The organism is Sinorhizobium fredii NGR234, from assembly GCF_000018545.1.
GTDB lineage: Bacteria > Pseudomonadota > Alphaproteobacteria > Rhizobiales > Rhizobiaceae > Sinorhizobium > Sinorhizobium fredii_A.
The window spans coordinates 1,713,529-1,736,663 of sequence record NC_012587.1 but is presented as its reverse complement, the minus strand read 5'-3'; the positions used below and the strand labels follow the sequence as shown (position 1 = coordinate 1,736,663).

Annotated in this window: 18 protein-coding genes; 11 read left to right on the top strand and 7 right to left on the bottom strand. The window is 63.1% G+C overall.

Going from position 1 to position 23,135, the window contains the following annotated elements; genetic code table 11:
- The first annotated feature begins 78 nt into the window (after positions 1 to 78).
- Both NGR_RS19660 and NGR_RS19655 read left to right on the top strand, forming a co-directional pair.
- Complete coding sequence (locus NGR_RS19660; protein ID WP_012708216.1) at positions 79 to 1,449, top strand: MlaD family protein; 1,371 nt, start codon at positions 79 to 81, stop codon at positions 1,447 to 1,449.
- Between the two features lie 77 nt (positions 1,450 to 1,526).
- Complete coding sequence (locus NGR_RS19655) at positions 1,527 to 2,144, top strand: ABC-type transport auxiliary lipoprotein family protein (RefSeq protein WP_012708215.1); 618 nt, start codon at positions 1,527 to 1,529, stop codon at positions 2,142 to 2,144.
- A gap of 249 nt (positions 2,145 to 2,393) precedes the next feature.
- Here the strand turns inward: NGR_RS19655 and NGR_RS19650 are convergent, their stop codons facing one another.
- Positions 2,394 to 2,672, bottom strand: a complete 279-nt coding sequence (locus NGR_RS19650; protein ID WP_012708214.1) for a BON domain-containing protein — start codon at positions 2,670 to 2,672, stop codon at positions 2,394 to 2,396.
- 77 nt (positions 2,673 to 2,749) lie between these two features.
- A complete protein-coding gene (hemF, locus tag NGR_RS19645) occupies positions 2,750 to 3,661 on the bottom strand; it encodes an oxygen-dependent coproporphyrinogen oxidase (RefSeq protein WP_164924345.1) in 912 nt (303 codons plus the stop codon).
- Positions 3,662 to 3,886: 225 nt separating this feature from the next.
- Here hemF and NGR_RS19640 point away from each other — a divergent pair, with 225 nt between their 5' ends.
- Positions 3,887 to 4,147, top strand: coding sequence for a hypothetical protein (locus NGR_RS19640; RefSeq protein WP_164924344.1), 261 nt, complete (start codon positions 3,887 to 3,889; stop codon positions 4,145 to 4,147).
- A gap of 91 nt (positions 4,148 to 4,238) precedes the next feature.
- Here NGR_RS19640 and soxR read toward each other — a convergent pair whose 3' ends face one another.
- Positions 4,239 to 4,733: a redox-sensitive transcriptional activator SoxR gene (gene soxR, locus NGR_RS19635; protein ID WP_012708212.1), complete on the bottom strand. Its 495-nt coding sequence runs from the start codon at positions 4,731 to 4,733 to the stop codon at positions 4,239 to 4,241.
- 79 nt (positions 4,734 to 4,812) lie between these two features.
- On the opposite strand from soxR, the gene NGR_RS19630 reads away from it, so the two are divergent.
- Positions 4,813 to 5,385: an NADPH-dependent FMN reductase gene (locus tag NGR_RS19630; protein WP_012708211.1), complete on the top strand. Its 573-nt coding sequence runs from the start codon at positions 4,813 to 4,815 to the stop codon at positions 5,383 to 5,385.
- A 17-nt stretch (positions 5,386 to 5,402) separates the two neighbouring features.
- Here the strand turns inward: NGR_RS19630 and NGR_RS19625 are convergent, their stop codons facing one another.
- The gene (locus tag NGR_RS19625; protein ID WP_012708210.1) at positions 5,403 to 5,864 is read right to left on the bottom strand and encodes a tRNA (cytidine(34)-2'-O)-methyltransferase; all 462 of its coding nucleotides are present in this window, start codon (positions 5,862 to 5,864) and stop codon (positions 5,403 to 5,405) included.
- Positions 5,865 to 6,343: 479 nt separating this feature from the next.
- Between NGR_RS19625 and NGR_RS19620 the strand changes: the two genes are divergently transcribed.
- From NGR_RS19620 to NGR_RS19600, 5 genes are all read left to right on the top strand, one after another.
- Positions 6,344 to 8,197, top strand: a complete 1,854-nt coding sequence (locus NGR_RS19620) for an ABC transporter ATP-binding protein (RefSeq protein ID WP_012708209.1) — start codon at positions 6,344 to 6,346, stop codon at positions 8,195 to 8,197.
- Positions 8,198 to 8,303: 106 nt separating this feature from the next.
- On the top strand, positions 8,304 to 10,169 hold the full coding sequence (locus NGR_RS19615) for an ABC transporter ATP-binding protein (RefSeq protein ID WP_012708208.1): 1,866 nt from the start codon (positions 8,304 to 8,306) through the stop codon (positions 10,167 to 10,169).
- Between the two features lie 309 nt (positions 10,170 to 10,478).
- Positions 10,479 to 11,057, top strand: a complete 579-nt coding sequence (gene petA / locus NGR_RS19610) for a ubiquinol-cytochrome c reductase iron-sulfur subunit (protein WP_012708207.1) — start codon at positions 10,479 to 10,481, stop codon at positions 11,055 to 11,057.
- Between the two features lie 14 nt (positions 11,058 to 11,071).
- Entirely contained in the window at positions 11,072 to 12,352 is a 1,281-nt protein-coding gene (locus tag NGR_RS19605; RefSeq protein ID WP_012708206.1) for a cytochrome b, read from the top strand.
- A gap of 32 nt (positions 12,353 to 12,384) precedes the next feature.
- Positions 12,385 to 13,263, top strand: coding sequence for a cytochrome c1 (locus tag NGR_RS19600; protein ID WP_012708205.1), 879 nt, complete (start codon positions 12,385 to 12,387; stop codon positions 13,261 to 13,263).
- A 286-nt stretch (positions 13,264 to 13,549) separates the two neighbouring features.
- Here NGR_RS19600 and NGR_RS19590 read toward each other — a convergent pair whose 3' ends face one another.
- The 3 genes from NGR_RS19590 to NGR_RS19580 form a co-directional block, all read right to left on the bottom strand.
- Positions 13,550 to 14,407 carry an alpha/beta fold hydrolase gene (locus tag NGR_RS19590; RefSeq protein WP_164924343.1) on the bottom strand — a complete coding sequence of 286 codons (858 nt, stop codon included), beginning with the start codon at positions 14,405 to 14,407 and terminating at the stop codon, positions 13,550 to 13,552.
- The gene (locus tag NGR_RS19585; RefSeq protein ID WP_012708203.1) at positions 14,404 to 14,985 is read right to left on the bottom strand and encodes a glutathione S-transferase N-terminal domain-containing protein; all 582 of its coding nucleotides are present in this window, start codon (positions 14,983 to 14,985) and stop codon (positions 14,404 to 14,406) included. Before NGR_RS19585 ends, NGR_RS19590 begins: the two co-directional genes overlap by 4 nt.
- 399 nt (positions 14,986 to 15,384) lie before the next feature.
- Positions 15,385 to 21,714 (bottom strand): kinesin, encoded by a 6,330-nt coding sequence (locus tag NGR_RS19580; RefSeq protein WP_012708202.1) that lies wholly within the window; start codon positions 21,712 to 21,714, stop codon positions 15,385 to 15,387.
- 527 nt (positions 21,715 to 22,241) lie between these two features.
- On the opposite strand from NGR_RS19580, the gene NGR_RS19575 reads away from it, so the two are divergent.
- Together NGR_RS19575 and NGR_RS19570 are read left to right on the top strand one after the other, a co-directional pair.
- Positions 22,242 to 22,610, top strand: coding sequence for an Hpt domain-containing protein (locus tag NGR_RS19575; protein ID WP_012708201.1), 369 nt, complete (start codon positions 22,242 to 22,244; stop codon positions 22,608 to 22,610).
- 196 nt (positions 22,611 to 22,806) lie between these two features.
- Positions 22,807 to 23,127, top strand: coding sequence for a 2Fe-2S iron-sulfur cluster-binding protein (locus NGR_RS19570; RefSeq protein ID WP_012708200.1), 321 nt, complete (start codon positions 22,807 to 22,809; stop codon positions 23,125 to 23,127).
- The last annotated feature ends 8 nt before the right edge of the window (positions 23,128 to 23,135 follow it).

The window sequence follows — 23,135 nt, the reverse complement described above, 5'->3', positions numbered from 1 at the left end:
AAGGTGATAAAAGAGACGACGCACGCTGTGTCGAAGCAGGATGAAATGGCGGCGAGGCCGCAGAGGTAGTCGGGGCCGATGGAAACTAAAGCGAACTATGCCATTGTCGGCTTTTTCACGGTGTTCGTGATCGCCGCCGCATTCGGCTTCGTCTATTGGATGTCGCAATATGGCCGAAGCGGCGAGATGGTCGAACTCGTCGTCAACATTCCGGGCTCTGCCAACGGCCTGTCGGTCGGCTCACCGGTACGGTTCAACGGCATCAATGTCGGCAGCGTGCGCAGCCTTGCGATCGACGCCAACGATCCGCGCTACTCGATCGCCATCACCGAGGTATCGGCCGATGCGCCGGTGCTGAAGTCGACAAAGGCGACGCTGGAAATCCAGGGCCTGACGGGCGCGGCCTATATCGAGCTCAGCGGCGGGCGAAAGGGTGACGAGAACATCCTCAAGAGCGCACTCGAAAACGGCACGCAGGCGCGCATCCTTGCCGACCAATCGAGCGTCACCAGCCTCCTTGCGACCGCCGACCAGATCCTTGATCGGGCGAACAGCGCCATCGGCGACATTCAGGGCTTCGTCACGGAAGTTCGCGGCCCGCTGACCGCGACAATCGGCAATGCGCAACGCTTCTCCAAGGCGCTTGCGGACAATTCCGACGCGATCGATCAGTTCCTGAAGAGCGTTCAGGAGTTGTCGGGATCCGTCAGTGCGGCGTCGAAGAAGCTCGATGACACGCTGGCAAGCGCCGACCGGCTGATCAAGTCGGTCGATCCGAAGAAGATCGACACGATCGTCAGCAATGTCGAAGACGTCAGCAACGATCTCAAGGCGGCGTCCGGCGGGGTCTCGGAGGCAATTGCCGGGTTCAGGCGCACCGTCGACACCTATGACCAATTCGGCAAGAACGCGCAGGAGACATTGAAGCGTGTCGATGCGCTGGTGGCCGCCGTCGATACGCAGAAAGTCGGGCTGGTCGTCAACGACATTTCCGCAGCGAGCGCCGATGCGCGCAAGGTCGCCGCCCAGGTGTCCGAATTCGCCAACAAGATATCCGCCCGCCAGGAGGACATCGACCAGACGATCACCGATTTCACGGAGATGTCGAACAAGCTGAACGCGGCATCGAACCGGGTCGACAGCATTCTGGTAAAGGTCGACGGCTTCCTCGGCGATGCGAATGCACCGTCGCTGTCGGCCGAGGCACGCTCGACGCTCGAATCGTTCCGCCGCATGGCCGACAACCTCAACGCACAGATCGGTCCCATTGCCGACAACCTGAAGCGCTTCTCCAATTCGGGCCTGCGGGACGTGGAGACGCTTGTCACGGAAACGCGGCGAACGGTGCAAAGCCTGCAGAGTACGATTTCCAATTTCGATCGAAATCCACAGCGCCTGCTATTCGGCGGTGAGACGGTTAAGCAATATGATGGCCGCACGCGGCGGTGATTCGCTGATCATCGGTCGCGGGCTGGTTGCGTGGGGGCTGGGCGCCGGACAGCGCGTTGTTTGGGGATAATTTGCGTATGGGTTTTCCGGGTCTGGTATCGTGGCGTGCAGCGGGGGCGGCCCGGTTTGCCATGGTTCTTTCATTGACGGCGCTGCTGGCGGGCTGTGGGACGCGCCAGGCCGCCAATGACACGTTCAGCCTGGCATCGACGCCGGTCGTCGAGCGGCCGGCCGCGACGAACCGCCAGATACTGGTGCCGGAGCCGACGGCCCTGAAGACGCTTGGCAGCGACCAGATCGTCGTCCGGCTGTCGAAATCGGAACTTCAATTTCTTGCGCAAGCCCAATGGGGCGACAGCCTGCCGCGCCTCGTCCAGGATCGGCTTGTCCAGACTTTCGACAACACCGGCCGGGTTCGCGGCGTCGGAAAGCCGGGCCAGGGACTGGCCATCGACTATCAGCTTGTCACCGAACTCCGTGCCTTCGAGATATCAACGGATGGTCCGGATACGGCGGTCGTCGAAATTTTCGCCAAAATATTGGATGATCGCAACGGTACGGTCCGCAGGCAGCAGGCTTTCCGTGCCGTCGCGCCGGTCCAGGGTGCGGGCAATCCGGCCTTTGTCGCAGCCCTCGATGCCGCCTTCGCTCAGGTGGCAGCGGATATCGTCAGCTGGACGCTCCGGTCGATTTGATCTTGGCCATCATGGGGCCGCCGTGTTTGCCCCTCATCTGCCTGCCGGCATCTTCTCCCCGCGAGCGGGGAGAAGAGCGAATGTCGCTGCCGAGCCATCAATCTCTCCCACGCCGCTGAGTGAATTGCCGACGTTGCGGCTGGTTCTCTTCTCCCCGTCGTGACGGGGAGAAGACGCCGCCAGGCAGATGAGGGGCAAAGGTGGCCCAGACACAACTCACGAGAATTGCGTGACGGTCTGACGCCTCAGTCAGCCTCTGCCGACCTTCGAGATCCCGATACGATTGATCACTTCGGCGACGCCTGACACGGAGCTCGCCGCTTCCGCGGCTCGGACAACTTCGGCTTCCGTGGCGACGGTGCCGCCGAGCAGGACCGTGTTGCCGCTACAGGTCACCGTGACGTCGGCCGCATCGAGCCCGGGCGCGACGGCGAGCCAGTGTGCAACCTGGCGCTCCAGTTCGGCCGGATGTTCAGGGGTTTCTCTCTCGGGCTCCTGGCCGAAAAATGTGCGCTTCTTGAATACCATGCGACGACACTCCCTCGTTCCAGAGAAAACGCCGCAAGCTGACATTTGTTCGCGTTTTCGCTGAGCCGGAGACTTAGTCAGGGCCAGCGCACGACGGGGGGCAGGGACGAGAGGATCGACTCGACATTGCCGCCGGTCTTGAGGCCGAAGATGGTGCCGCGGTCATAGAGAAGGTTGAATTCTACATAGCGGCCGCGACGCACGAGCTGCTCGTCGCGGTCAGCCTCGGTCCACGGCGTGTTGAAATTCGTCCTGACGATCTTCGGATAGACGATGGCGAATGCCTTGCCGACGTCGCGGGTGAAGGCGAAATCGGCCTGCCATCCACCCATATCCTCGGGCGAGTGCAGCCAGTCGTAGAAAATGCCGCCGGTGCCGCGCGGCTCGTTCCGGTGCTTGAGGAAGAAATACTCGTCGCACCATTCCTTGAACTTCGCATGATCGGCGACCGGATGCCGGTTGCAGGTGATCTCCATCGCCCGGTGGAAGACCGCGGTGTCTGGATCGGACATGAGACGCCGGCGGTCGAGAACGGGGGTTAGGTCCGCGCCGCCGCCGAACCAGTTGCTCGTGGTCACGACCATCCGCGTATTCATATGCACGGCGGGCACGTTGGGATTGACCGGATGGGCGATCAGCGAAATGCCGGACGCCCAGAAGCGCGGATCGTCGCTTGCGCCGGGGATCTGGTTGCGGAACTCGGGGGAAAACTCGCCGAAAACCGTCGACGTATGGACGCCGACCTTTTCGAAGACGCGGCCCTCCATCATCGACATGCGGCCGCCGCCGCCGGCGCCTTCCTCGCGCAGCCAGTCCTTGCCGACGAAGCGGCCGGGCGGGCGATCCGACAGCGGCCCGGTCAGATCGTCCTCGATCGTCTCGAATGCGGCGCAGATCGAATCGCGCAGGCTCTCGAACCAGGCCTTCGCCTCCGCCTTCTTGTCTTCGATGTCGGCAGGCAGTTCCTGCGGCAATTGCGGTCTTTCCATGGGGATCCAGGTTCCAACTTTCGGCATCCCGCAGAGGGAGCCGCCGATTCTGTCGCCGTCGCCACAGTCCATATTTTCGGCGGAATGGCAACGGCAGCTCTGTCTCCGTGACAGTCTACCGCAACGGAGTGCCCCGGGCGATTTTGGTCCCGGTGATGTCTGGCAAGGCTGTCGGACTGGCCAAGGCGCGCGCCCCATCCTATCTTTATGATCAGAGGTACGGCCATGGCGAAGATACCCCCAGGACCGCCGCTCGATGGCTTGCGGCGCCAGATCGCCCGGCACCGCCGGGAGCACCCGGCACGGGGCGACAGTCTGTTCGTGCGTGAGACCTTCCGCCTCGAAAGGAGTGCGGCCCGGGCCAAGGCGCGCGAATGGTTCGAGGCCTGGCCGAAGGCGGCCTATTGGACGGAAGTCGAGAGCTGGCGCCAACTCGAGGGCGACGAGATCGAATTTACGATGCGGCGCCTGCCGAGCGCTGACTGAGCGATTGTATTCCGGTTCAAGGCGATCCCTTCCGCGAAGCTTTGCAATAGTCTCGCCAAGGCCGGGATGGGCGGACAAGTTCTACCATCGCTCAAGCGAGCGTGCCTTCCCCATCATCGATGTTTTCGAAAGGATCCATCAGGCGCGGCCCAGCACCTTCGGAGCCAAGCACGTCATAGGGATTGCGCAAAGGGCAGTCGCGCATCGAAAGGCAGCCGCAGCCGATGCAGCCGGTCAATTGATCGCGCAGCGACGTCAGCTTGGCGATGCGATCGTCGAGTTGCTGGCGCCAGGTCTCCGAAAGCCGGCTCCAGTCCTCCACGGTCAACGGCCGTTCGTCGGGAAGCACCGACAGGGCGGATTGAATTTCCGCAAGCGGGATCCCGGTGCGCTGCGCGACCTTGATGACGGCGACACGTCTCAGCACCGCGCGCGGATAGCGCCGCTGGTTGCCGCGGCTGCGGTTGCTGCGGATCAGTCCCTTGGTCTCGTAGAAGTGCAGCGTCGAGACGGCGATGCCGCTGCGTTCGGCGACCTCGCCGACGGTCAGCTCGCGCTTGAAATCACTGCCATTGTCTTTTTTCATCGGTGCTATTGACCTCAACTAAGCTTGAGGTTCTATAGCATGAGCTCTCTGTAACCGACAACCAGGAGCTGATACCCGCATGACAGAGAAGATGACCCTCGCCTTGATCTACGGCAGCGCGCGGCAGGGCCGGTTCTGCGATACCGTCGCCAGCTGGCTCATCCGCGAGCTTTCGACATCCGATGTCTTCAGCCTGACGATCATCGACCCGTTGCGGCTGAGAAGCACGCGCGGCGAGAAACCGGCCGAGATGGGCGAGTGGATGGAACGGAAGGTCGCCGAGGCGGACGCCTTCATCGTCATCACACCGGAATACAATCACGGCTATCCGGCGGCGCTGAAGGAGATGATCGACGCGGTCTATGAGCCCTGGCACGCCAAGCCGGTGGCCCTTGTCTCCTATGGCGGCGCCTCGGGCGGTATCCGTGCCGTCGAGCAATTGCGCCAGGTTTTCGGCGAACTGCACGCGGTGACGCTCAGGGATGGCGTAGCACTTCCGAAGGCCTGGTCGAAATTCGACGCGGCCGGCAATCTCTACAAGCCCGAAGAGCTGCGTGCGCCGCTGTTCCTGATGATGGATCGGCTCACCTGGTGGGCGCGCACCCTGAAACATGCCCGCAAGGCCACGCCCTACAGCGAGATCGCCGCATGACGCAGCCCGAGCCCGTCTCAAAAGGCGCCGGTCTGCCGGATCGCCTCGCCGACGATCATGGCGCTCGCCATGGCAATGTTGAGCGACCGTTGGCCGGGCGCCATCGGGATGAGGATGCGGGCGTCGGCGCGGTCGTGGACGTGATCCGGCACGCCGGCGCTTTCCCGGCCGAAGAGAAGAATGTCGTCGGCCCTAAACTCGAAGCGCGTATAAGGCTCGGCGGCCTTGGTGGAGGCGAGCACCAGCCGTCGGCCGCTTTCCGCCCGCCATGTCTCGAAGCGCTCCCAGTTGACATGGCGGGTCAGGGTGACGGCCGCGATGTAATCCATGCCGGCGCGCTTGAGGTTGCGGTCGGAAAGGTCGAAGCCCGCCGGCTCGATGATGTCGACGGCAAGCCCCAGGCAGGCCGCCAGACGAAGGATCGTTCCGGTATTGCCCGGAATATCCGGCTGGTAAAGGGCGATGCGGAGTTCGTTCATGAGCCTGTACCGAAGATGGAAGATGGCGGGACGCGACAATCTGCGAGCCCGTATGGCATCAAATCGCCTGGCGATCTACCGGTGGACCGGGAGCGGGGAAGGGTGTTCCGCATGGCTGAATTTCCCTTTGCTAATCTGTGCCGTATCGGCAACAAATCGGTCGCCGGTGAAAAAATAGGCAAGAAAGTAGCTGCGACAATCTGGCGCAATGGCGCGAATGAGGGTAAAGGTCAGTCCTCTTCAACGCGAACCGACGGAGGCATGCATGACCGTTCTGATGTTGACACGCCTCCCGCGAGTAGCCTGGCCGTTCCAGGCCTGACCGGTCCGCGCCCTTCCTTCTGTAGATCGAATGACGCGTGCTCCGGTCCCCGGAAGTCGCAGCCCGATTTTCGGCGTCCCCTCGGGGTCCTACTTTTTCAAAGATAAAGAATGCGGGGCGACCCGCCTTCCTTCAAAATATCTGAAGGAGCTAACTGATGTTTGGCTGGTTTGAATCCCGCCTCAATCCCTACCCGCTGGAAGACCCAAGGCTTCCACCGAAGGGTCTCTTTGCCTTCTGCTGGCACTATACGCGGCCTGCGGCGCCGTGGCTGATCGTCATGGCGGTCTGCACGATGCTGATCGCGATCGGCGAAGTGGCGCTGTTCCAATTCCTCGGCAATGTCGTCGATTGGCTGTCCAGCGCCCAGCGTGAAACCTTCCTCGCCGCCGAGGGGGAGAGGCTTGCCTGGATGGGGGCATTGATCCTCATCGGCTTGCCGGCGCTTGTGGCACTCGATTCCTTCATCATGCACCAGGTTCTGCTCGGCAATTATCCGATGATCGCCCGCTGGCAGATGCACCGCTATCTGCTCAGGCAGAGCATGACGTTCTTCGCCAACGAGTTCGCCGGACGGGTGGCCACGAAGGTCATGCAGACATCGCTCGCTGTTCGCGAAACGGTGATGAAGATCCTCGACGTCTTCGTCTATGTGGTGAGCTATTTCACGACGATGCTGATCGTTGTGGCGGCGGCCGACTGGCGCCTGGTCGCGCCGCTAGCCGTCTGGCTGGTCATCTATATCGTGATCGTAACCACTTTCGTGCCGCGCCTGCAGAAGATTTCCAAGGAACAGGCGGATGCCCGCTCGATGATGACGGGGCGCATCGTCGACAGCTACACGAATATCAGCACGGTGAAGCTCTTCTCGCACGCGGGCCGGGAGGAGACCTATGCGCGGGCCGGCATGGAGGAGTTTCTCGACACCGTCTACCGGCAAATGCGCAAGGTCACGCTGTTCCACATATGCGTCTATACGAACAACTGTATCGCACTCTTCGCCGTCGGTGCGCTCGGGATCTACCTCTGGCTCACCAGCGCCATCTCGGTCGGCGCGATTGCCGTTGCGATCGGCCTTGCCATGCGCATCAACGGCATGTCGCAGTGGATCATGTGGGAAGTCTCGGCGCTGTTCGAGAATATCGGCACGGTCTATGACGGCATGGGGATGATGACGAAGGCGCATGACATCGTCGATGAGCCGAGTGCAGTGGCGCTGACGGCTGAGAAGGGGGCGATCCGCTTCGAGGACATCCGCTTTCACTACGGCAAGGCGAAAGGTGTCATCGACCGGCTGTCGCTCGACATCCGGCCCGGCGAGAAGATTGGCCTCGTCGGTCGCTCGGGTGCCGGCAAGACAACGCTGATGAACCTGCTGCTGCGTTTCTACGACCTGGAGGAAGGCGTGATCCGGATCGACGGGAAGGATATTTCCGCCGTCACCCAGGACAGCCTGCGCTCGCAGATCGGCGTCGTCACGCAGGATACGTCGCTCCTGCACCGGTCCATTCGCGACAACATCGCCTATGGACACCCGGAGGCAACCGATGCGCAGGTCCTCGCCGCCGCCAAGAAGGCGAACGCCTGGGAGTTCATCCAGACGCTCGAGGACAATCTTGGCAGGCAGGCGCTGGATGCGCAGGTCGGCGAGCGCGGCGTGAAGCTGTCCGGCGGCCAGCGGCAGAGGATTGCGATCGCTCGCGTCTTCCTCAAGGACGCGCCGATCCTCATTCTCGACGAGGCAACTTCGGCGCTCGATTCCGAGGTGGAGGCGGCTATCCAGGAAAATCTCTTCGCCCTGATGGCCGGCAAGACGGTGATCGCCATCGCCCACCGGCTTTCGACGCTGACCGAAATGGATCGCCTGGTCGTGCTCGAAGCCGGGCGAATCGTCGAGACCGGCTCGCATGCGGAGCTCGTTGCAAAGGGCGGGCTCTACGCCGACCTCTGGTCGCGCCAGTCGGGCGGCTTCATCGCCGACGATGTCGAAAAAGAGGAGGCGGCGGAGTAATCCGTCGCCTCGGGCGTTCTCTTCAATGCGGAAGCTTACGCATTTGTAATCGACTGGCCGGCGGAAACCGATTGCCGTCCGGTCTCAGCCCCCTATTATCTGAACAATGCTGCGCGCCATCGTCACCATCTTCGAGAATTGGATCAAACCCTTCGCGCCGCGCGACCGGCTGCAGCCGCCGAGGTCGCTCTGGGGCTTCGCCTGGTTCTATGCTAGCCAGGCGAAGGGGCCGTTCCTCGCCATGGCGGCGCTCGGCGGGCTGGTCGCGATGCTCGAGGCGGGATTGTTCTATTTCGTCGGTCGGCTCGTCGACGTGCTCGATACCGTCCGGCCGCAGGATGGCTGGAGCGGACTGATCGCCGCCAACGGTCCGGAACTGGCCTTCATGCTGCTGACGGTCCTGGTGTTCCGCTTCCTGGCCGTGGCGCTGGCGGCGCTGGTCGAGGAGCAGGCGATCATCACGGGCTTCCTCAACCTGGTGCGCTGGCAGTCCTATGTCCATGTGGCCCGGCAATCGCTCACCTTCTTCCAGAACGACTTTTCCGGCCGCATCGTCACCAAGGTCTGGTCGGGCGCCCAGGCGACGAGCGACCTGATCGTCTCCTTGCTGCAGGTCATCTGGTTCATCGTCATCTATACGGCGTCGACCATGGCGCTGATCGCCCAGCTCGACTGGCGGCTGGCGGCGATGGTGGCCTTCTGGATCGTGGTCTTCCTTGCGCTCGCCCGCTATTTCGTCCCGCGCGTCCGCAAGCACGCCCGCGACACCGCAGAGATGGCATCGATGCTCAACGGCCGCATGGTCGATGCCTATTCGAATATCCAGACGCTCAAGCTCTTCGGCAGCGACGAGGAGAACGATCGCTATATCCGCGCCGGTTTCGACCGCTTCCAGGGTGCAGTCATCCCGTTTACCCGGCTGCTGACGGGCGTGCGGGCCTCCCAGGCCCTGCTTTCCGGGCTGATGATCGCTGCGATCGCGGTCTATTCGGTCCATCTGTGGCTTGCAGGGTCCGTCAGTTCCGGTGCCGTTGCCTTCACGCTCGCGCTGGTGCTGCGCCTCAACATGCTGCTCGGTCGGATGATGTCGCAGTTCAATGCCATCATGCGCAATATCGGCACGATCCAGAATTCGGCGGAGCTCGTCTCGCAGTCGATCGGCCTTGTCGATCGGCCCGGCGCACCCGATCTCACCGTCAACCGTCCGGAGATCCGTTTCGACGAGGTGTCGTTTCACTACGGCAAGGGCGGCGGCGTCATCGATGATTTCTCTCTAACCATCCGCCCCGGCGAAAAGGTCGGTATCGTCGGCCGTTCGGGCGCCGGCAAGTCGACCCTCGTCAATCTGCTGCTGCGCTTCTACGACCTCGAAGGCGGTCGCATTCTGATCGACGGGCAGGATATCGCCACGGTCCGGCAGGAATCGCTCCGCGCCCAGATCTGCATGGTCAGCCAGGACACCTCGCTTCTGCATCGGTCGATCCGCGACAATATTCTTTTCGGCCGGCCCGGTGCGACGGACGAACAGCTGGTCGAAGCGGCGTGCAAGGCGGAAGCCTACGACTTCATTATCGACCTGCAGGACCAACGCGGCCGCAAGGGCTTCGATGCCCATGTCGGCGAACGCGGCGTCAAGCTTTCCGGCGGTCAGCGGCAGAGGATCGCGATCGCCCGGGTGATGCTGAAGGATGCGCCAATCCTCGTTCTCGACGAAGCCACCTCGGCGCTCGACTCGGAGGTGGAGGCGGCGATCCAGACCAATCTGGAGCGTCTGATGCAGGGCAAGACGGTGCTCGCAATCGCCCACAGATTGTCGACGATCGCCGCCCTTGACCGTCTGGTCGTGATGGACCGCGGACGTATCGTCGAGGACGGCAGCCACGCCGAACTGATCGCGCGCGGTGGCCTCTATGCCGACCTTTGGGCGCGCCAGTCCGGCGGTTTCATCGCGCAGGAAGAGGCGGCGGAATAGGGCGCCGCCACGCGCGCCTCGATCGTGCCAAGCCCTTGTGCTCATTGGCTGCCTCTTTCCCCCGCGACAATCTGCCCACCTCCTCTTGTGAAGGCTGGACATAATTCGCGATCGAGCATAGAACGCGCCGGATTGTTGGGGATTCTGCGTGCAGGATTCTCTGGATTCTGACGCCCGCCGGAGCCCGCTGCAGCAGGTCCGGTCGGTGCCAGCATGAGGACAGGGCGCGCTCCGAGACCTGGGAAGGAACAGGAAACGCGCCGGGGGCGGATGCGGTTTCCGCACATTGCGTGAGAGGATGGTTTAGCCGTGAGCGAACACGACACTTCAAGCGAGACCTTGGGCGAGCCCACTCGCCGCGATTTCCTGTATCTGGCCACCGGCATGGCCGGCGTTGTCGGGGCTGGCGCGGCGGCCTGGCCGTTCATCGACCAGATGCGACCGGATGCATCGACGCTCGCGCTGGCTTCGATCGAGGTCGACGTTTCGAGCCTGCAGCCCGGCATGTCGCTGACGGCGAAGTGGCGCGGAAAGCCGGTCTTCATCCGCAACCGCACCGACAAGGAAGTCGAAGACGCGAAGGCCGTGCCGCTCGATGAGCTCAAGGACCCGGTGGCGCGCAATGCCAATCTCACCACCGATGCGCAGGCGACCGATCTCGACCGCTCTGCCGGCGAGGGCAAGGAAAACTGGATCGTGATGATCGGCTCCTGCACGCATCTCGGTTGCGTCCCGCTCGGCCAGGCCGGTGATTTCGGCGGTTGGTTCTGTCCCTGCCACGGGTCGCACTACGATACGGCCGGCCGCATCCGCAAAGGCCCGGCTCCGGAAAACCTCGCCGTGCCGACCTTCTCGTTCGTTTCCGACACAGTTATCAAGATCGGTTGAGGGGACTACTGATAATGAGTGCTGAACATTCAACCTACACGCCAACGACAGGCATAGAGAAGTGGGTTGATTCCCGTCTTCCGCTGCCGCGCCTCGTTCACGACTCGTTCGTCTCCTATCCGGTGCCGCGCAACCTGAACTACGCCTATACCTTCGGCGCGATGCTGTCGGTGATGCTGATCGTCCAGATCCTGACCGGCGTCGTGCTGGCGATGCACTATGCCGCCGAAGCGACGGTTGCGTTCAAGTCGGTCGAAAAGATCATGCGCGACGTCAACCATGGCTGGCTGCTGCGCTACCTGCACGCCAACGGTGCGTCCTTCTTCTTCATCGCCGTCTATCTGCACATTGCCCGTGGCCTCTACTACGGCTCCTACAAGGCACCGCGTGAGATCCTCTGGATTCTCGGCGTCGTCATCTATCTGCTGATGATGGCGACCGGCTTCATGGGCTACGTTCTGCCCTGGGGCCAGATGTCCTTCTGGGGTGCGACGGTTATCACCGGCTTCTTCTCGGCCTTCCCGCTGGTCGGTGAGTGGATCCAGCAGTTCCTGCTTGGCGGCTTCGCCGTCGACCAGCCGACGCTGAACCGCTTCTTCTCGCTTCATTACCTGCTGCCGTTCATGATTGCCGGCGTCGTCGTCCTGCATATCTGGGCGCTGCATGTCGTCGGCCAGACCAACCCGACCGGTGTCGAGGTGAAGTCGAAGACCGATACCGTGGCCTTCACGCCCTATGCGACGCTGAAGGATGCGCTCGGCGTCTCGGTCTTCCTGATCGTCTATGCCTGGTTCGTCTTCTACATGCCGAACTATCTCGGCCACCCGGACAACTACATCCCGGCTGACGCGCTGAAGACCCCGGCTCACATCGTTCCGGAATGGTATTACCTGCCGTTCTACGCGATGCTGCGCGCCATCACCTTCAACATCGGCCCGATCGACTCCAAGCTCGGTGGCGTTCTGGTGATGTTCGGTTCGATCATCGTTCTGTTCTTCCTGCCCTGGCTCGACACGTCCAAGGTCCGCTCGGCCGTCTACCGCCCCTGGTACAAGCTGTTCTTCTGGATCTTCGTCGCCAACGCCATCATGCTCGGCTGGCTCGGCTCCCGTCCGGCAGAAGGCCTCTATGTCGTGATGTCGCAGCTCGGCACGCTGTACTACTTCGGTTTCTTCCTCGTCATCATGCCGGTTCTCGGCCTGATCGAAACGCCGAAGCGCATTCCGAACTCCATCACCGAGGCGGTGCTGGAGAAGCAGAATGCCAAGGCGCAGCCGAAGACCGCGCACGCCTGACCGGAACAGCGATTGATAAGGAACTCACAACAATGAAAAAGCTTGTTACAGGCATTCTGTCACTCGCTGTCGTCGCCGGTCTCGGTCTGGGAGCGGCTTTGGCCCAGGGCGAGGAAGCAGGCGGCGAAGAGCACGCCGCCGGCGCCACGCCGCACTATCCGCTGCACAAGCCGGAGCAGCAGGACTGGACCTTCGCCGGCCTCTTCGGCCACTACGACAAGGGACAGCTGCAGCGCGGTCTCAAGGTCTACACCGAAGTCTGTTCTGCCTGCCATTCGATGGAGCTCGTCGCATTCCGCACGCTCGAGCATGGTCTCGGCTATTCGGACGCCCAGGTGAAGGCCTTTGCGGCCAACTACGAAGTGCAGGACGGCCCGAACGGTGACGGCGAGATGTTCGCGCGCAAGGCCGTTCCGTCCGACCACTTCCCGTCGCCCTTCCCGAACAAGGAAGCCGCGGCGGCTGCCAACAACGGCGCCGCACCACCGGACTTCTCGCTGATCGCCAAGGCGCGCGGCATCGAGCGCGGCTTCCCGCAGTTCGTCTTCGACATCTTCTGGCCCTACCAGGAAGGCGGTCCGGATTATATCCACGCGCTGCTGACCGGCTATCAGGAGCCGCCGGAAGGCGTTCAGGTCGCCGAAGGCACGCACTACAACCCGTATTTTGTCAGCGCCTCGGCGCTGGCGATGGCCAAACCGCTCTCCGACGACCAGGTCACCTATGACGACGGTGCGCCGCAAACCGTCGACCAGTACGCCAGGGACGTCTCGGCATTCCTGATGTGGGCAGCAGAGCCGCATCTCGAAGACCGCAAGCGCACCGGCTTCATGGTCATGGTGTTCCTGCTGATCTTGACCGGCCTAGTCTATCTCACGAAGAAGTCGGTCTACGCCAACAAGGAACATTGATCGGCGATAACCGATTGGTTCAACGACAGAGGCCCCGGTTCGTCCGGGGCTTTTTGCATTTTGGCCTGATCTGCCGGCACTGAAGCGAAGGATCGAAGCGATGTTCGGGATTGTCATGCAGGAGCGCACGGTGGGCGCGCCACGGGCCGAAGTCGGCTTTGTGCGGCTGACGCCGCGTCCCCGTCACCCGAAGGCCGACGAAGGCCCAGGAGGCATTCAAAAAAAGGCTTTTCCCGACAAGGCAGCGGCTCGATTCAATATCTCCATCCTCACTTGGTCTCGTCTCTCACTCGATGGGAGTTCGTTGCCCGACATGTTCGTCGATAGCAGAAATGATCTCTTCCCAATCTCCGGGATGAATTTCATGGCCGCCACCGTCGATTTTCACGAAGTTCGCATTCGCTACCGCTCGCGCGAGTGCCTGGCCGTGCTCAACTGGAAAAACCGGATCGGCTGTGCCGTGAAGGACGAGAAGAGGCACATTTATTTGGTTCAGCCGGCCCTGCCACCTCTCGCCGGTCTCAAAGAGGATGCTGTGGTTCGTGGCGCTGAGATAGCCTCCGGACCGGTCAAAATCCCGTTCGATGAAGGCGCGGGTCCCGGCTTCGTCGAACGGATGCGCCGTCCCCGCAGTCAGGCGCGCGTCCTCGACCAGATACGTGACCGCGTCCGCCCGGTCCGACCAGTCCGCCTCGACGGACATATGTTCCATCCAAGCCTCGCCGCTGGCCGGTAGGTCGGACGTGTCCACTCCGACCGGCGAGGTGCTGATCGCCGTCACGGAAAGCATGCGCTGCGGACTCTTCAGCGCAGCGACCTGGCCCACCATGCCGCCCAGGGAAAAGCCGACGATATGGGCTTTCGAAATCCCGTAGCCGTCGAGGACGCGGAAAACATCATCGACGGCGTCGTCGAAGGTGTAGCCCGGCTGACCTGGGGGATATTTCGTCGAAAGACCGGAATCGCGCTGGTCGTAGCGGATGACGAAATGGCCCCGCTCGGCAAGCCGATGGCAGAATTCGTCCGGCCACCACAGCATGGATGCCATCCCGCCCATGATGAGAAGTAGCGGTGGATGGGTTGGATTGCCGAAGCTCTGAGTCGCGAGCTCGATCCCATCAGTGCGGATCACTGGCTCACTCATGCGAGGCCCTCGCGGCGCAGCGCCGCTTGCACCGCAGGCCGCTGTTCGATCCGTGCGATGTAATCGCCAAACGGTTCGGGCAGACGGAACCCGAGTTGCGCGGCACCCCACGCCAATTGGAAGAGATAGGCATCCGCGACCGTAAAGGTCTCTCCGAAAAGGTAGCCCCGATCCAATCGGCCCGCGACAACGCCAAACCAGTGCAATATTTGCTGACCGGTCGGCTCCCTGACATCCTCCGGAAGCGACAAGTAGGTGGGAAAGCGCTTGTGAATCTCGGTCGCGATGAGGCTCAACATCTCGATCAGGCGGTACCGGCCCCGATGACCATGCGGTGCGAGCTCCGGTTCGCGATCGGCGATCCATGCCAGGATCGCGACATTCTCGGTCAGCACTTCACCATCGTCGAACATAAGGGCAGGCACATAGCCCGTCGGGTTGATGTCCGTGTAACGGCCGCCCCCTTCAATCTGTTTGGACTCGAGGTCGACCTTGACCAAGTCGAACTGAATTCCAGCCTCCAGCATCGCGATATGGTCGGCCAAGCTGGTGAAACCGGGCGCAGAGTAGAGCTTCATCGATCCGACTCCTAGTGATTGCAATTAACAACTGGTTGCAATGTAGACAATCCGGTTCGACAATGCAAGCGGTTTTGGACGACGGCGGGTGACGAGCACCGACCGGCAAAGTCCGCTTTCCAGCCGAAATCGCCGCTCTACAGAAAGTAGGCGATCATTGGCTGCGTCCGGCTTGTGCGGCGTTTGACATCGTTTCGCGGCCCGCGCTTCTCTCCGGGATCGGCACCTGGCCCTCCCATGATGGGGCAAAGCGTCATGTTCCGTTCCTACGCTGCGTCTTTCCGCCGAAGCTCCTGCTGGAAACGTAGATGATCCGGTTGTCGGGGCCGCGTTCGTTCAAATGCAGAACGGCCCCGTCTTTCGACGAGGCCGTTCCCAGCTAACACCTATAGTCAGCAATCAGCTGAAGCGGCCGGCTGCGTGGGCGAGCATGGTGTAGACCTTGCCGGTGTCGGACGTCAGGTAGGTCTGGGTGATGCGCTTGTCGGGATCGTTGCGGGCGACATCGGCCAGCAGCTTTTCGAAGTCGGCGATGTAGCGGTCGACCGCGGTGCGGAATTCGGGCTCGCGATCGTATTTCCGCTTGATCTCGTCGAAGGTCTGCTGCCCCTTCAGCGTATAGAGCCGGCGGGTGAAGACGTCCCGCTCGCCGCGCTGGTAGCGGCGCCACAGCTCGACCGACGCGTCGTGGTCGATCGCCCGGGCGATATCCACCGAGAGCGAGTTCAACGATTCCACCACGTGGCGCGGATTGCGGCTGTCTCCGGGACGCGCCACGGGCTGGCTCTCGGCCGGCCGCGGGCGCGCGGCCTGCGGCTCTTCCTCGCGGGAGGCGGCGCGCAGCAGGTCTCGCATCCAGCCGCCGCCTTCCTCGACGCGCTCTTCGGCGGCCGAGGGACGGGCGGGCTGCAGGGGCCGCGTCGCCTGTTCCAGTCCCAGGCTGCCACGCAGGGCCGGCGCGGGCGCAGGCTGCTGCTCGACCGCCGGCTGTTGCTTGACCACCGGCTGTGGTGGCACGACGGGCGCTTGAGCGGCGGGGGTGGGGGCCGCCAGCGCCGGCTGCTGGCGAACCGGCTGGGCGACCTCGAGCTGCGTCGAAGACTTGCCGATAATTTCGGAGAGCTCCTGCAGCGCCTTGATCTGCTCGGCAACGGCGCGCCGCATCACCGAGGCATTCTCCTTGGCCTCTTCCGGCAGGTCGAAGGCGCCGCGCTTCAGCTCCTCGCGGGTCATGTCGAGTTCCTTGCGGATCTCGCCGGCGGAACGACGAATGTCGTCGGTCGCGCCGCTGAAGCGGCTGATCGCTTCATCGATCGCCTGACGAACCGCCTCGCGCAGCTGCGTTGCGACGCCATCCGACTTCTTGCCGCTCTCCGCCAGCATCCGCTCGACGTCGGAGACCGAAGCGCCGATGCTGCCGCGCAGGCGGGATGCTGCGTCCTTGGCGCGTTGCTCGGCACTGGAGAAGGCACCTTCGAGCGCCTGGCTCGCCTCGTCGCCGGCCTTGGCGACGGCCTGACGCAGCGCCTCGGAGGCGCTGACAGCACGGCCCTCGATCTCGGACAGCGTCTCGTTCGCACCGGCGATCGAGGTTTCGACGCCGGAGCGCAGCGTCTCGGCGATCTGGCGCGACCGCTCTTCGGCGTGGGCGAACACACCCTCCACGGAGGCGGCAGCTTCACCGCCTGCCTCGGCAAGAGTGTTGCGCATCGCCTCGGCCGCTTCCGCGGCACGTTGCTCGGTGTTCGACAGAAGCCGGCCGACATCGGCGAAGGACGACTGGATGCCATTGCGTAGGTTGCCGGCGACCTGGCCGGAGCGCTCTTCGGCGCGTTGGAAGGCGCCGTCGACGAAGCCCTCGAGCGCGCGCATGGTGCGCTCGATCTCCTCCGAACGCTGGACAAGACCAACCGAAAGCGTACGCAGGGCGTCCTGGCGCTCTTCGAGCGTGCTGACAAGGTTCGACTGGGCGGCGGCCAGCAGATTGGAGGCCTGGCCGAGCACCTTGGAGTGATCCTCGAAGCGGCCAACGATGCCGCCGATCTGCGAGAGCGTCGATGAGGCGATATCCGAGAGCTTGTCGACGCGGCCTTCGATGAGGCGGGTGGAACTGGACAGCATGTCGGACGCATGCCGTGTGGATTCCGAAACCTTCGCTGCGGCTGCCTCCAGGCGCTGGTCCATGTCCCCGAGGCTGCCAGTCGCCTGTTCGATGACCGATGCGATGGCGGAATTGTTGGTCGAGAGCTGGTCGATCAGCCCCATGGCAGTCGACTGCAGGCGGTTCTCGACCATCTTCATCGCCTTGGCGGTTTCCTCCGCCCGCAGCGAGATTGCATCGAGCGTTTCGCTGGTCCGCTCCGTGATGGCGTTGACGAGGGCGGCGTTCTCCGCACGCAGTCGGTCGGCGCTTTCCTGGGTGAGGGCGGCGATGCGTCCGGCGGCTTCCTTGCCCGTGGCCGCGTATTGCTCGATGACCGGACGCGCCTGCTCGTCGAGAAGACGGGTGAGTTCGAGCGAGCGGCCCGCGAGCATGGAATTCAATTCGCGGGTGCTGTCGTCGAGTGTGCTGCGGATCGACTGGCCGCGTGCATCAAGCGCTTTCTCCGCCTCCGTCAGGCTCTGCTGGATGCTCGCCGTATGGCTGGCGATCTGATCCCTGGTCGAGGCGAGCCGGGCCGAGGCGGAGTCGGCGGCCTCCGTGACTATCCGGGCAAGGTCGGCATGGCGGGTCGCCGTCGCCGAGGCAGTCGATTCGATCGAATTCGCGAATTCGGCGTTGCGGGCAGCCAAGGCGCTGGCGAAATCAGCACCGGCCTTAGAGAGCAGCTCTGTGGAGCGCGCCGCCTCCGCGTCGATCTCCTGGGCGGCATCGCTGACGGCGCCGCGCAGGCTCGTGACGAGCGCCGCCGCCTTGCCTTCGATCGTGCGGTTGACGTTTTCGAGACCGATGGTGAGGGCGCGGTCCATTGTCCCGAGGCGCTCCTCGATGCGGCCCGCACCGGCCTCCATCGCGGAGGCGATCCGGCCGGTTCCGTCGTCCATGGCGGAGGTGATACGGGCCGCCGCGGTCTCGCTGATCCTGTCGATTTCGCCAGCGCGTTCCGCGAGGCTTTCCGTAATCCGCTGCCCGGCCGTGTCGACGATGGCGTTGACGCTGCCGACGCTGTCGCGGATGCGATCCTCAAGAGACCCGAGTGTCGTTTCAATGCGGCCGCCGGTGTCGTCGACGATGGCTCTGACGTTGCTGACGCTGTCACGGATGCGATCTTCGAGCGAGCCGAGCGTCGTTTCCAACCGGCCGCCGGTGTCGTCGACAATGGCGCTGACGTTGCTGACGCCGCCGCGAACGCGGTCTTCGAGCGAAGCGAAGCTCGATTCGATCCTTGCGCCGGTTTCGTCGAGGCGGTTGTCGATACCGTTCAGCGAAATGTCGACACGATTGGTGAGCGTGTCGGCGGCGAGGCTGATCTGGTCGGCCGTCTCGGCGAGGCGCTCGGCAATGTTGCCCGTCGTCGAGCGCATGCGCGCATCGAGCGCTTCGGTGCCGCGGTCGATCGCGCCGGCGATCGAGGCCTGCCGCTCCTCGAGCGACATTTCGAGCATGCTGGCGCTGGTCGCCAGCGTCGTCGCCATCGCCATCGATTGATCGGACAGCAGCTCTTCCAAACGCTCACGCCCCTGGCCGACGGCAAGGTTGATCGTGTTGACCTGTTCGTCGAGCGTCGAACGCAGCTGCGCCGCCTTACCGGAAAGCGTCTGGTCGATCTCGGCCGCCTTGCCGGCAAGCGACGCGACGGCTTCGGATGTCCGGGTGGTGAGCGATTCTGTGCTGCGCTCGATCGCGCCGGCGATCGAAGCCTGCCGCTCCTCGAGCGACATTTCGAGCATGCTGGCGCTGGTGGCAAGCGTCGTGGCAATCGCCATCGATTGGTCGGACAGCAGCTCTTCCAACTGTTCGCGACCCTGGCCGACGGCAAGATCGATCGCCTTGATGCGATTGTCGAGCGTCGAGCGGATCTGCTCATGCGTCGTCGTCAGCGTGTCACGCAGTTGGTCGGCCTTGCCGGACAGCGTCTGCTCGATTTCGGCCGCCTTGCCGGCAAGCGACGCCGTAGCTTCGGAGGTGCGGGCCGTGAGCGCTTCCGCGATCTCGGCGCTGGTTCCCGCCAGCGAGTCGGAGATCTTTCCGACGCGGCTGCTGAGATCCTCGGCGATGCGTGCGCTCGTATCGGTAAGGGTGTCGGCGATCTGGCTGACGCGACCGCCGAGATTCTCGGCGACCTCGGAGACGCTCTGCGAAAGCTTGTTCTCGATCTCGCCGACGCGGTCCGTCATCGTTTCGGCCACGGCCATTGCGCGGAAGGTCAGGCTGTCGGCGACGTCTTCGGCATGACGGCTGAGCGAGTCTGCCATCTCGCTGGCGCGCGCCGACATGGTCGAGTTGATTTGCGCGGAGCGCTCGGTGAGCACGCCGTCGAGGGCGGCCGTCTGGCTGGCCAGGGTGTCGGTGATCGCCTGGCTGCGCTCCGACAGGACTCCTTCCAGCCTCGTCGTCTGTCCGGTCAGGGCCGCAGAGATCGTCTCGCCACGTTCGGAGAGGACGCGTTCCAGCCGGTCGGTCGTGCCGCCGACAGCGTCTTCGAGCGCAGTCGCGCCGGAGGTGAGGGCGGCAGACAGCGCGGCGGTGCGCTCCGAGAGCGTATTGTCCAGCCGATGCTGGCTGGCGGCGATGGCGCTGGTGATCTCGTCCGTGGAGCCCGTGAGCGTTTGCTCGATGCGGCTATGGGCGGTCTGCAAACCGTCGATGAAGGCAGAGGTGCGCGAATCCATGCCTTCCGTCAGGCTCTGCTCGCTCGTCGTCAGCGCATGGGCGAGCGCATCGGCGCGCTGGCCAAAGCCGCCTTCGATCCGTTCCTGTGCTTCCGTCAGGGCGCTCATCAGCGACGTGGTCTTGTCCGAAAGCACGCCCTCGATACGGCTGTGAGCGTTGCCGATGAGGTTGCTGAGCTCCAAGGTGCGGCTACCGATTGTTTCCTCGATGAAGTCCTGCGTTGTTCCGAGCGCGGTGGCGAGCGTCAGGGACTGATCGGAAAGCGCCGAACCGATTTTCTCGACGCTGCTGTCCAAGGCAGTGCCGATCGCATCCGAACCGCCGGACACGGTTTCATTGATCCTGTGCAGGCTTTCCATCAACTTGGTGTCGAGCAGGCTCGCCCGCTTGTCGAAGGCGCTGGCGAATTCGTGGAACCGCGCATCGAAGGCGGTCGCCAGGTGCCCGACGGTCGTCTGAAGCTTTTCCTCGAAGAAGCCGCCGCGCAGATCAAGGTCCATGATCGCGTCGTCGGCGCTCGTCTTGAGGCTCTGACGGAAGCTCGCGCCCTTTTCGTCCAGTGCCACGTTGAGCGAGGAAAGCATGTCTTCGAGGCCGCCGGCAATCGCCTGCTGGCCGACGCTCAGGCTCTCATTGAGGTCGCGGGTCCGCGCGATCAAGGTTTCGTTGAGCTGGCGGGCGCGCTCGTTCAGGGCGGTGTTGAGCTTCTCGGTGTTCGTATCGAGTGTCGAGGCACGGGTCTCGAACTGGCTGAGCAAGTGTTCGCCGCGCTTCGTCAGGTTCTCGCTGAGGGCATCGAGCCGGACGTCGAATTCCTTGTTGAGTGTCACGCCGGCATTCGTCAGGCCGGAAAGCAGCGCATCCGTGCGGGTATCCAGCATGGTGCCAAGCGTCTGCAGCGCATGGTCCGACCTCTCGCTGAGGGCGGCTGCGCGCGTGTCGATCAGCGATGCGAAGGCCTCGCCCGAGACCGCGATGCGCGAGGCGATATCTTCGCTTGCGAGCTCGAGGTCGTCCTTCAGCTTGCCATGAGCACCGGCAATCGCCGAGCGGATCCGTTCGGAATGACCGACGATGGCTTCGCGCTCCAGCCCCAGTTCCTGAACCAGGGTGCGAACGCGCAATTCGTTTTCGCTGTAGCTGCGTTCAAGCGCACTGACTTCCGAGTGGACGAGAGCTTCGAGCTCGGTCGCCCGCGCGATTGTGCGTTCGATCCCCTCGTTCATGGCCGACACTTCGCGCCGAACCGCCTGGCCCACGGCCATGACACGGTCAGCCGCCGCGGTTTCCGGTTCGGCCAGCCGCAAGGCGACCTCGGCCATCGAGCGGGCCGCATTGCGCAGTTCCTGAGCGCGCGCGATCATGATCGCAAAGGAGAAGAAGAGCATGACCGGCAAGGCGATGCCGATCAGGATGCCGATCGCGCCGGGCGTGGCGGCCAGATCGCCGAGCGAGCGGATCTGCCAGATCTGCGGCGCGTAGAGGAGGTGGCCGATCGCCACCCCGGCAAGCGCCCACACCAGCGAAATCAGCGCCGCGACGCGGATAGCCGCCCGGCTGGACCGGACTTCGAGGGAGCGGAGCATTGCCGTGGGAGATCTGCGCGTATCGTCATTGGCCGGGGAGAGCGCTGGCTGCTTCGGGGCGGGCTCCGGCGCCAGGTTGCGAGGCGTCTCGATCGTCCGGGCTTTCTGTGCTTCCGGTTGCTCCTTCACGGCGCGCTTATGCTCGGATGCGGCCTTCTTGCTGGGCTCGGACACCTTTTCCTCCGGATCATCCAAGGAACTCTTGTCGTTCAAGGCCGACTTCAGGTCGTCAAAGTCGATCTTCAGGGCTGCTTCCAGAGCCTGGAAGGCCTTTTCGTCGATCGATTCGTTGCTCTTCTTCGTCGCCATAGGGATACGCCTCACTACTATTGCCCGCTCATGGCCGTCTCACCGGCGCCGATGCCGGGCCGCAAGACTCCCTCAACCAGGGCGGTGACCCGCAAGCTACGCGCAAGACATCTGCGCGACACTCCTACCGGTCACCATTGCATCGCCTCGATGGAATAACCGCAGCTCTCGTCTCAGGACACCGGGCGCGCAGCTTATCCACCAGAACAGTTGCCATTTTCATATGCAGACCTGTTCCTAATCGTATCGTAGTGACACATTAGCCCGGTTCTTACAATTAAGTGCAATCCGCATTCGTTAGAATCCTAATGAATTGTTAATGGCGCAGCGATGCCGCGCGCCGAAAAACCAAGGAAATCAGCCTGTTTAGCAATCGTTAACCATGTCCTCAGATTTCACGTGCCGTCACGATGGCTCTTAAGCCGATGGCAGCGCGGCGGACGGATGATGGATGTCTGAAAACGGTGCGGTTGCGCGATGCATTGTCGATCAGGACAAGATGTATCGTCAATTAAGGAAATCGGCTCATGTCGGCGCTCAAAATAGCCTTCGAAACGCCGGATGGTCCGGCAAATTCATCTCCTGCCGGGAGGCAGCCTATCGATTTTGCCCAGCTTTCCGAGCAAACGATGGGGGACAAAAGCCTCGAAATCGAGGTGCTTCAGCTCTTTGCCCGCCAGGCGCGCCAAACAATGGCCGAAATCCATGACGCGGAAGCCGATGCATGCGGCCAGTCGGCCCATCGGTTGAAGGGGGCAGCTCTGGCGGTTGGAGCTGCTCGTGTTGCCGAGGCTGCCGCCGATATGGAGCAGCGGCCGACCGACTGGACGCTGCGGGCGGCCCTCGGGGCGGCCGTGCTCGAATGCGAGCTTTTTATCCTCAAGCTGTGCCGCTGATCCCCGGAGCCGCCCGAACGGGGCTCAAAGCGCGATTATCATGATTTTGGGGAGACGTCCCGCGGCCCGGCGCGGGCTCGTGTTGACTGACCAGCCAATTTGTTGGAAGAAACTGCTCAGAATTCGGGCCGGCGGCGCCAACCGCCCGCGGCAGGCGCTCGCGGACGGATTTCCTCCATTCATTCCGGAAAGAGAAATGACAAAACTTACGATCGTAGCCTTTGACGGCACGCGCCACGACCTCGATGTCGAGAATGGCTCCACGGTCATGGAAAATGCGGTTCGCAATTCCGTGCCCGGCATCGAAGCCGAATGCGGCGGAGCCTGTGCCTGCGCCACCTGTCATGTCTATGTCGACGACGCCTGGGCGGCGGCCGTCGGTGCTCCGGAAGCAATGGAAGAAGACATGCTGGATTTTGCCTATGACGTGCGGCCGACCTCGCGGCTCTCCTGTCAGATCAAGATCGGCGAGGCCCTCGATGGCTTGGTCGTGCATGTGCCCGAGCGCCAGGCCTGACGTGTCAG